Annotated in this window: 9 protein-coding genes and 1 pseudogene; 8 read left to right on the top strand and 2 right to left on the bottom strand. The window is 35.6% G+C overall.

Annotated elements, in window-relative coordinates:
* The 5 genes and pseudogenes from ACIQ6Z_RS03300 to ACIQ6Z_RS03280 all read left to right on the top strand — a co-directional run.
* Positions 1 to 320, top strand: a pseudogene (locus ACIQ6Z_RS03300) (diphosphomevalonate decarboxylase); the annotation flags it as partial.
* A gap of 46 nt (positions 321 to 366) precedes the next feature.
* The gene (locus ACIQ6Z_RS03295; RefSeq protein WP_396209510.1) at positions 367 to 1,305 is read left to right on the top strand and encodes a mevalonate kinase; all 939 of its coding nucleotides are present in this window, start codon (positions 367 to 369) and stop codon (positions 1,303 to 1,305) included.
* A 79-nt stretch (positions 1,306 to 1,384) separates the two neighbouring features.
* A complete protein-coding gene (locus ACIQ6Z_RS03290; RefSeq protein ID WP_396209509.1) occupies positions 1,385 to 2,305 on the top strand; it encodes a geranylgeranylglycerol-phosphate geranylgeranyltransferase in 921 nt (306 codons plus the stop codon).
* A gap of 30 nt (positions 2,306 to 2,335) precedes the next feature.
* Positions 2,336 to 3,229 (top strand): pseudouridine synthase, encoded by an 894-nt coding sequence (locus tag ACIQ6Z_RS03285; protein WP_396209508.1) that lies wholly within the window; start codon positions 2,336 to 2,338, stop codon positions 3,227 to 3,229.
* Between the two features lie 77 nt (positions 3,230 to 3,306).
* The gene (locus tag ACIQ6Z_RS03280) at positions 3,307 to 3,666 is read left to right on the top strand and encodes a nuclear transport factor 2 family protein (protein ID WP_396209507.1); all 360 of its coding nucleotides are present in this window, start codon (positions 3,307 to 3,309) and stop codon (positions 3,664 to 3,666) included.
* Positions 3,667 to 3,671: 5 nt separating this feature from the next.
* Here the strand turns inward: ACIQ6Z_RS03280 and dusB are convergent, their stop codons facing one another.
* Positions 3,672 to 4,667: a tRNA dihydrouridine synthase DusB gene (gene dusB / locus ACIQ6Z_RS03275; RefSeq protein ID WP_396209506.1), complete on the bottom strand. Its 996-nt coding sequence runs from the start codon at positions 4,665 to 4,667 to the stop codon at positions 3,672 to 3,674.
* A gap of 181 nt (positions 4,668 to 4,848) precedes the next feature.
* On the opposite strand from dusB, the gene lepA reads away from it, so the two are divergent.
* From lepA to ACIQ6Z_RS03260, 3 genes are all read left to right on the top strand, one after another.
* Positions 4,849 to 6,645 (top strand): translation elongation factor 4, encoded by a 1,797-nt coding sequence (gene lepA / locus ACIQ6Z_RS03270; RefSeq protein WP_396209505.1) that lies wholly within the window; start codon positions 4,849 to 4,851, stop codon positions 6,643 to 6,645.
* Between the two features lie 113 nt (positions 6,646 to 6,758).
* Positions 6,759 to 8,024: a Y-family DNA polymerase gene (locus ACIQ6Z_RS03265; protein WP_396209504.1), complete on the top strand. Its 1,266-nt coding sequence runs from the start codon at positions 6,759 to 6,761 to the stop codon at positions 8,022 to 8,024.
* A complete protein-coding gene (locus tag ACIQ6Z_RS03260; RefSeq protein ID WP_396209503.1) occupies positions 8,015 to 8,449 on the top strand; it encodes a LexA family protein in 435 nt (144 codons plus the stop codon). Before ACIQ6Z_RS03265 ends, ACIQ6Z_RS03260 begins: the two co-directional genes overlap by 10 nt.
* A gap of 49 nt (positions 8,450 to 8,498) precedes the next feature.
* Here the strand turns inward: ACIQ6Z_RS03260 and ACIQ6Z_RS03255 are convergent, their stop codons facing one another.
* Entirely contained in the window at positions 8,499 to 10,604 is a 2,106-nt protein-coding gene (locus tag ACIQ6Z_RS03255; protein ID WP_396209502.1) for a peptidylprolyl isomerase, read from the bottom strand.
* Between the last annotated feature and the right edge of the window lie 71 nt (positions 10,605 to 10,675).

Here is a 10,675-nt window from a genome sequence, read left to right as displayed (position 1 = left end):
CATCGGGAAATATTGCAGCATTCATCAAAATTGTAGAAAGTGAAGCGTTGACATTACACGCCATGATGATGACATCCATGCCTTATTTCATTTTGATGAAACCGAATACGTTAGAAATTATCAATACAATTTGGAACTTTAGAAACGAAACACAAATTCCCGTTTGTTTTACGTTGGATGCAGGTGCCAATGTGCATGTTCTATACCCGTCAACGGTAAAAGAAAAAGTAATGCAATTTATTCAAAATGAATTGGTTGGCTATTGTCAAAATGGGCAATATATTTGTGATCAAATTGGAACAGGTGCTAAATCAAATTAATTTTGTACATTTACTCCTTGTTTACTGAAATAGAAAACTAAAAATTATGAAAGGACCACTTTTTTACTCTAAAATATTACTTTTCGGAGAATATGGAATCATCCAAGATTCGAAAGGACTTTCAATCCCTTATAATTTCTACAATGGTGCCTTGAAAAAGGAGGAAAACCCTTCAGAAAGCGCAATTAAATCAAACGCAAGTCTCAGAAGATTTGTAGTGTATTTAGAAAATTTACAAACAGAACAACCCGAGTTGGTTACGTTCAATTTGGATGTATTAAAACAAGATATAAACAGCGGAATGTATTTTGATTCTAGCATTCCACAAGGATATGGTGTAGGAAGTAGCGGTGCACTTGTAGCAGCCATTTACGATAAATATGCCAACGAAAAAATCACAGTTTTAGAGAATTTAACCCGTGAAAAATTATTGCAATTGAAAACGATTTTTGCTCAAATGGAATCGTTTTTTCACGGAAAAAGTTCGGGCTTAGATCCTTTAAATAGTTATTTAAGTATTCCCATACTGATCAACTCAAAAGACAATATTGAAGCTACTGGAATTCCAACACAAAGTACCCAAGGCAAAGGAGCGGTCTTTTTATTGGATTCTGGAATTGTAGGCGAAACCGCACCTATGGTATCCATTTTTATGGAAAACTTGAAAGACAATGGTTTCCGTACGATGTTGAAATCACAGTTCATTAAATATACTGACGCTTGTGTGGATAATTTCTTACACGGTGATGTAAAATCATTATTGGAAAATACGAAGCAATTATCAAAAGTAGTTTTGAATAATTTTAAACCCATGATCCCGGAGCAATTTCACCAAGTTTGGCAAAAAGGAATTGACACGAATGATTACTATTTGAAATTGTGTGGTTCTGGCGGTGGCGGTTATATTTTGGGATTTACTCAAGATCTCGATAAGGCTAAAGAATCTTTAAAAGACTATAAATTAGAAGTAGTTTATAATTTTTAGAAAGGTAATAGATAATGGGTAACCAGGTAATGGATTTTCATACCAATTACAATCTCCTATAACCAAAATCCAAAGAGATATGCTTACTCGCAAATCCAAAGTAACACTCAAAAAAATAGCCAGTTTTTTCTCTGTCATTCGGGGATATAACATTTGGGTGATTGTTTTAGCCCAATATCTTTCTGCCATTTTTATTTTGGCGCCCGAAAAACGTGCCTTAGATATTATCCTTGACTGGCGTTTATTCTTAATTGTAATTGCAGCAACATTAACTATTGCTTCGGGTTATATCATCAATAATTTTTACGATGCTAAAAAAGATTTAATCAACCGGCCAAAGAAAGCAATGATTGACCGTTTGGTAAGTCAGGAGACCAAATTAAAAGTATATTTTACCATTAATTTTATCGTAGCGTTACTAATGTTTTTCATTTCGTGGCGTGCCCTATTGTTTTTCTCAACATACATTTTCTTGATTTGGTTCTACTCGCACAAATTGAAAAAAATAGTTCTCATTGGAAACCTAACAGCCGCAATTTTAGCTGTTTTACCTTTCTTTGGAATTTTAATGTATTATAAGAATTTTTATCCCGTCATTTTAGTACATGCCTCCTTCTTGTTGTTGCTCATCATCATTAGAGAAATGATCAAAGATCTAGAAAACTTGGAAGGTGATTTAATTGCAGAATACCAAACAATTCCTGTTGTTTTTGGAGAAAAGACAGCAAAAAGTATCATTTCATTATTAACCGCATTCACTTTGTTACCAGTCTATTTTTTGATCGAGATTTATGATGTGGGCTATATGGATATTTATTTTTATTTGAGCCTAATGGCCTTATTATTCTTTAGTGTTTCACTTTGGAAAGCTGCTTCAAAAACAGCATATCTTAAACTGCACTTTTTATTAAAATTCATCATTGTAGCGGGTGTGTTTTCAATTGTTTTGATTGAACCATCGGTTTTGATTCATGGAAAAAAATTGATTTCCACATATTAGTTATATCTTTGCAGAAATTTGTTTACAATTATGTCACGTCATCAAGAAAGCGATAAAAGTCGTCCAGGTTCTGCCCGTCAAGGAGGATACAAAAAAACCAGCAATTCAAGAGGAAATGCCCCTGTAAAAAAAGCGCCTTCAAAATTTGCTACAAAACCTGAGGCCGCTAAAGAAGCCCCAAAGGCAGCAAAATCTCCTAAAAGACCTTCAAACCCAGACGAAATTCGATTAAATAGGTACATCTCTAATTCAGGGATGTGCAGTAGAAGAGATGCAGACATTTACATACAAAGTGGTAACGTAAAAGTAAATGGGGTGGTCATTACCGAAATGGGCTACCAAGTAAAATTAACGGATGCTGTCCAATTTGATGGCGTAAACATTACCCCAGAAAAGAAGGAATATATTTTATTAAATAAGCCTAAAAACTTTTCTACGGCAGGAGATGATGCTCCAGGATCAGCAAATGTTTTGGATTTAGTGCGAAATGCAACCAAAGCAAATTTAATCCCTGTAGGACGAATGGACAAAACGACTACTGGATTATTATTGTTTACCAATGATACAGAAATTGTTCAAAAATTTACGGTTCCCAATCAACGCTCGTCGAAAGTATACCAAGTCACTTTAGATAAAAACTTAAAATTTGAAGATTTGGAACGCATTCAAAAAGGATTAACCATTGAAGACCACAGAGTGTTTGTGGAAGAAATAACTTATATCGAAGACCAACCCAAAAGTGAAATTGGTATCAAAATGAAAACGTCCAATGTAAAAGTGGTGCGTAAAATTTTTGAACATTTAAAATACGATGTATTGAAAGTAGACCGAGTTACCTTTGCGGGGTTAACGAAGAAAAACCTACCAAGAGGCGATTGGCGTTTCTTAACCGAACAAGAAATCATCAACCTAAAAAATTCTTAAATTTTTTTGAAATATACACAGACACATAGCAATTTTTTATGTGTCTTTTTTTTTATTTAGTAATCTTTGCGAACTTTATGACGAACCAAATCCAACAAATTGCCCTTCGATGGTTTGATGCCTTCAATACAAAAAATCTTGAAAAATTATTGGCACTATACGACGATGAGGCCCAACATTATAGCCCGAAATTAAAGATTCGTCAGCCCGAAACAAATGGTTTAATCATCGGTAAAGAAGCAATGCGCAATTGGTGGCAAGACGCTTTTGATCGATTGCCAACATTGCAATACAAAGTCACTTCGTTAACCGCAAACTCAGATCGCGTTTTCATGGAATACACGAGACAAGTACAAGGAGAAGAAGATATGTTAGTAGCTGAAGTGTTAGAAATTAAAGACGGGCAAATTGTGTTTTCCAGAGTTTATCACGGATAATTCAACTAACCTTCTACAACATAATCGGCAAAAACCTGCTCAATTTCAGTAAATACATCTAATAATTGATTGATGCCATCGGTGGTCACCAATTTTTGTTTGTATTCTTTAAATCCGTGAATGCCTTTGAAGTAATTAGTATAATGACGTCGCATTTCGTTAATTCCTAAACGTTCGCCTTTCCAATCGACACTCCAAATCAAGTGATTTTTTGCAGCTTCAATTCGGTCGTTCATGTTGGGTGCTACTAATTTTTCTCCGGTAGCAAAATAATGTTTGATTTCATTAAAAATCCAAGGATAACCGATGGCTGCACGACCAATCATCATCCCGTCTAAACCATATTTGTTTTTATATTCCAATGCTTTTTCAGGCGAATCGATATCACCGTTTCCAAAAATAGGCATGGTAATTCTTGGGTTTTCTTTTATGCGTTGGATATGACTCCAATCAGAATGTCCTTTGTACATCTGCGCACGTGTTCTAGCATGCACCGTCAAAGCTTGCACACCAATGTCTTGCAAGCGTTCGGCAACTTCGTCTATGTTGATGGAACTTTCATCCCACCCCAAACGCGTTTTAACCGTCACGGGAAGATTGGTTCCTTTTATCACCGCTTTGGTTAAGCGCACCATCAAATCTACATCTTTCAAAACGCCGGCTCCTGCTCCTTTACACACCACTTTTTTTACCGGGCATCCAAAATTGATATCAACCAAATCAGGTTGAACCGCATCCACAATTCGAGACGACATCTCCATAGCTTCTTCGTCACCACCAAAAATTTGAATTCCCACAGGGCGTTCATAATCAAAAATATCCAGCTTTTGCTTGCTTTTCACCGCATCCCGAATTAATCCTTCCGAAGAAATAAATTCTGAATACATCAAATCGGCTCCGTGTAATTTACACAAACGACGAAAAGGCGGATCGCTCACGTCTTCCATCGGCGCTAACAATAACGGGAAATCGGGTAATAAGATGTTACCAATTTTTGGCATGGTACTGTACTTTTTTTGCAAAGATAGAATAAGATTTTTGATTGAAGATTACTGATTTTTGATTTTTGCTTTTTTCTCTTCTTATCGATTGGTTTCTGTTATCATGAATCAAAACTTTACCCTATATTTGCAGATTAATTGCACTAAAGTCGCTATTGAAATTTGAACTTGATATTGAAGCATGAAAAACATTAGAAATTTTTGCATTATTGCACACATTGACCATGGAAAAAGTACGCTTGCCGATCGATTACTTGGTGCTACTCAAACCGTTACTGCACGTGAAGAAAAAGCCCAGTTATTAGACAATATGGACTTGGAACGCGAGCGTGGAATTACCATAAAAAGTCACGCCATTCAAATGGAATACACCTATAAAGGTGAAAAATATGTTTTGAATTTAATTGACACACCCGGTCATGTGGATTTCTCGTATGAAGTATCGCGATCTATTGCAGCTTGTGAAGGCGCACTATTGATTGTTGATGCGGCACAAAGTATTCAAGCACAAACCATTTCAAATTTATATTTGGCTTTAGAAAATGATTTAGAGATCATTCCCGTACTCAATAAAGTGGATTTACCGAGTGCCAATCCGGAAGAAGTGAGTGACGATATCATCGATTTACTTGGATGTAAATTAGAAGATATCATTCATGCCTCAGGAAAAACAGGCTTTGGTGTTGAAAATATTTTAGCCGCTATCATTGAAAAAATACCTGCACCAAAAGGAAATGTTGAAGAACCTCTTCAGGCCTTAATCTTTGATTCACATTACAATCCGTTTCGTGGAATTGAAGTTATTTTTAGAGTAAAAAATGGAGAAATCAGAAAAGGGCAAAAAATTAAGTTCATGGCAACTGGCAATGAATATTTTGCCGATGAAGTGGGGACGTTGAAATTAAATCAAGTTCCAAAAGATGTTATTTCCACGGGTGATGTAGGGTATTTAATTTCGGGAATCAAAGAAGCTAAAGAAGTAAAAGTAGGTGACACCGTAACCGATGCCAAAACACCAACTACCAATATGATTCAGGGATTTGAGGATGTGAAACCAATGGTTTTTGCCGGAATCTATCCCGTAGATACGGAAGATTACGAAGACCTTCGTGCTTCTATGGAAAAATTACAATTGAATGATGCTTCGTTAGTGTTTACCGCAGAGAGTTCGGCCGCCTTAGGATTTGGTTTTCGTTGTGGATTCTTAGGAATGTTACACATGGAAATCATACAAGAACGTTTGGAACGCGAATTCAATATGACGGTAATTACTACCGTTCCTAACGTTTCTTACCTAGCGTATACCAAAAAAGAGCCGGAAGTTGGCATGATTGTAAACAATCCATCTGATTTACCAGAACCTTCTAGATTAGACCGTGTAGAAGAACCTTACATAAAAGCAACCATCATTACCAAAGCAGATTTTGTGGGTAATGTAATGAGTTTGTGTATTGAAAAACGAGGCTTAATTACCAATCAAACCTATTTGACTACCGAACGTGTAGAATTAAATTTTGACATGCCGTTAGCCGAAATCGTATTTGATTTTTATGACCGATTAAAAACAGTATCCAAAGGATATGCCTCTTTTGATTACCATCCCATAGGAATGCGTACATCTAAATTGGTAAAATTAGACGTTTTATTAAATGCCCAATCTGTCGATGCCCTTTCGGCATTGATCCACGAAGATAATGCCTACAATATTGGCAAAAAAATGTGTGAAAAATTACGCGAATTGATTCCAAGACAGCAATTTGACATCCCTATTCAAGCAGCTATTGGTGCCAAGATTATTGCGCGTGAAACCATTAAAGCCCTTCGAAAAGATGTAACGGCTAAATGTTATGGAGGAGATATTTCTCGTAAACGTAAATTATTAGAAAAACAGAAAAAAGGAAAAAAACGCATGCGCCAAGTAGGAAATGTAGAAATTCCACAAGAAGCATTCATGGCTGTTTTGAAGCTAAACGATTAAAAATTAGCCCTTGTAACTATACAAACGCAACCGAAATACCGGTTGCGTTTTTTTTATTAACATTAACAATTGTAGCCTCGTTTTTTTACGAAAAGAAAAGTAAATTTACCCTCATGTATGCACTGGTCGACTGTAATAATTTTTACGTTTCTTGCGAACGTGTTTTTCAACCCCACTATAATGGAACGCCTGTAGTAGTGCTTTCCAACAATGACGGTTGTGTCATTTCACGCAGTAACGAAGCTAAAAAAATAGGCGTTACCATGGGCGTTCCCGAGTTTAAAATAAAAGACCTCATTCGGCAACACCAAATAAAAGTATTTTCATCTAATTATGTGCTATATGGCGATTTGAGCCAACGTGTAATGAAGATATTAGAACACTACACACCAAATGTAGAAGTATACAGTATTGATGAAGCCTTTTTAAACTTTGAAGGACATACCATCTCAGATTATTATTTTCTTGGTACGCAAATGCAAGAACGGATCATGAATTGGTTGAGTATTCCAACTGGCATCGGATTTGCACCCACCAAAGCATTGGCAAAAATAGCCAATAAGATTGCCAAAAAATATCCCGAAAGAACACGAGGTGTTTATGTGATTGACGCCGAAGAGAAACGAATCAAAGCCTTAAAATGGACAAAAATCGAAGACGTATGGGGCATTGGATTTCGATTGACCAAAAAAATGTACCAACAAAAAATACGAACCGCATTTGATTTTACCCTACCCCATAACGAAGCATTCATCAAAAAAGAGATGGGTGTGGTAGGATTGCGTTTAAAATATGAATTAGAAGGACGATCGGTTTTAGCACTGAACGAACCCAAAACCAAACGAACCATTGCCATTACAAGAAGTTTTGAACACGATATAAGCGACTACAATCTATTGAAAGAACGCGTTGCGACCTTTGCTTCGCTGTGCGCTGAAAAATTGCGCATGCAAAATTCTTGCTGTTATGCCGTCATTTTATATTTACAAAAAAACAAATACAAAACCACCGATTCGCACTACAGTTATTACCGACTCAAAACACTATCCTTTCCGAGTAATACCGCTTTTTCAATAAGTAATATTGCTGTCCAACTCTTGCAAGAAGGGTATCAGGAGGGCGAATTGTATAAAAAAGCAGGTGTCATTGTCACCGAAATTATCCCGGCCAATCAAAAACAGTTTCATTTGTTTGACGATGAAAATCCGAAGTATCAAAAAATTATGGACGTAATGGATGCTTACTATAAAAAAAATGGGGTACGAAAAATACGGTTGGGTAGTCAGGATTTACAACGCACCTGGAAAATGAAACAGCAACACCTTTCTAAAAAATATACTACTAACTTTGAAGAAATAATTGAAGTAAAATGTCAGTAACCCAAAAAATAAAGTGCTACTTTCCGGATGAAAATGCCACACAAAAACATCCTTTTTTTTCAGGGGGTATCAAAGCAGGATTTCCTTCACCTGCAGGCGATTTTGAAGAAAACAAAATTAGTTTAGACAAAACATTGGTCAAAAATACGGAAGCTACGTTTTATGCAAAAGCGGTTGGGAATTCTATGACCGGAGTTGGAATAGATGATGGCGACATCTTAGTGATTGATCGTAGTTTAGAACCCGTACACGATAAAATAGCGATTTGTTTAATCGATGGTGAATTTACAGTAAAACGTATTAAAAAAGAAGGTGAAGCACTGTTTTTAATGCCTGAAAATTCAAATTACAAACCTATTGAAATAAAATTAGATACCGAATTTACCGTTTGGGGCATCGTAACGTATGTCATAAAAAAGGTATAAAAAAAGAGCTGAAAAATCAGCTCTTTTTTTTATTTGTAAAAGAAATCTACTAGAAATTTCCTCTATTATCTTTAATCTCTGCTTTGTCTTTAATAGCTATGTAAGCTTGTGAAGAAGCATACGATTGATTCTGTGACTTTTCTTGATTGATATACTTTGCATAATCAGAAATGGCAGGTGCTTTAACAACCTTCTTAGCTCTAACCACAAACATACCACTTGTTCCTTCAATAATTTCTGAAGTTTTTCCAGCAGCTAATCCAAATGCTTTTCCAACTACTTTTGGCTCCATACCAATGTTCATAATCATTGGATTTTTAACAGTCACAGCAGTAGCAGAAAGTACTGAAGCACCAGATGCTTTTGAAACAGCTTCTAATGAGCTTCCACTCATTTTTTTCTTGATGATTTCGGCTTTTTTCTGATTTTTTAAGATCGGTTCTATTGATTGTTTCGCTACATCTAAAGGAAGTAATTCTGTATCGTTTATATCTTTTAATTTGGCGACAACAAAACCTTGAGGCACTTCAAAACGCTTAATTCCACCTACTTCTGTTTCTTTGTTAAAACTCCAACGAACTATTTCTCTTTGCGAACCTAAACCTTGAACATATTCGTCATACGCCTTAATATTAGTTGCAGGAGCAACTACTAAGCCTGCTTTCTTAGCTATCGCTTCAAAATCTTTATTTTCTAATGCGCTAGATTCTAATTGACTTGCTTTCGTGTAAGCTGCATCAATAGTCGCGTCTGAGGCTTGAATTTTTTGAGCTACAGTACCCAATAATACGGCATCGTTTTTACCCGACACTTTCATTACGTGGAAACCAAATTCTGTTTCTACTACTCCCATAGTCCCTACAGGATTGTTAAAAACAAAATCATTGAATTTAGGCGTCATTTGACCCGGAGCAATGTTATCGTACTCTCCTCCATTATTTTTTGATCCAGGATCGTCAGAATTTGTAATGGCTAACATTGGAAAATTTCCAGGATTTGCTTTGGCTTGTGCCAATAAATCATTGGCTAATTTTTGAGCCTCTTCTTTTGTTCTTGTAGCTGTTGAACGTTCTGCGCCTTTGTACGCTAACAAGATATGACTAGCTTTTGCAGTTGCATTTGGCTTTCTCCCTATCATTCTAGACAAACATTGGTGACCGTTGTGAATATAAGGTCCGTAAACAGCTCCTGCAGGTAAATTAAATAATTGCTCTTGAAATTCTACAGGTAAGTCTTTTTTTGCTACATATGTAGAATCAAATTTAATATCAGAATTATCATTTACAAATTTTCCAACATTAGAAACCGTTCTGAATCCATCAATAGTATCGTTCTTTTTCGTTTGTTCGTTGTATACAACTTTACCCGTTAATACCCCGCTAATCGATTCCAACATGGCGGCTTCATCTTCTTTTGAAGGCTTGCTATCCACTAAAATAAAATCAATACTTCTGGTAGGATCAGATTTGTATTTTTTAGGGTTTTTCTTCATAAACTCTAAAATCTCTGCATCAGTTACTTTTACTTGTTTATCGTTAACGGTTGAAAATGCTATAGTAACATAATCGAAATCAGCCTTATTCTCTTCCATTTGGTAGGCAAATTTGCCTTCCGCTTTTGTTGTAACTATTGCTGATTTGATCATCGTATTGTACATTTGCTCTACGGCATACGTTTCAATATTTTTCTCAAAATCTTTCCACTGCAACCATTGTTCTTGATTAGGAGCATTTTTTAAAGACTTTATATATTCTTTAAATTTATTTTCATCAAATTGACCTGCAGCATTTAAAAATTGTTGATTTTGAGCAAAATTTGGGTTCTGTTTGATCACGTTGATTAATTGTTCACCACCAATTTTAAGACCTAACTTCTCAAATTCTTCTCCAAGAATAATACTTCTTACTTTTTGTTCCCAAGCTGTATTCATAGCTTGCGTATTACTCATCCCTTGCCCTTGCTTTTCCATCATTGCAACTTGTTGCATGAATTCTTGTGCTGAAATGTCTGTTCCATTTATTGAACCTACACTATTTGCACTGCTTCCAAAAGTTCCACTCTTGATCACATCTGCTAATACAAATGAAAATAATGCCAATGCAATAATTACAATTAAGAAGAATGAACGTTGTCTAATTTTAGATAAAACTGCCATTTTTATTTGTGTTTAATTTTTTTTTCAGAGGGCGAAAATACGATTATCTATTTAATAATAAAAATAGTAAA

This window comes from Flavobacterium sp., from assembly GCF_044376915.1.
In the GTDB taxonomy this organism is placed as follows: Bacteria; Bacteroidota; Bacteroidia; order Flavobacteriales; family Flavobacteriaceae; genus Flavobacterium.
The sequence above is the reverse complement of the archived record's forward strand: the minus strand, read 5'-3'. Positions and strand labels throughout refer to the sequence as shown.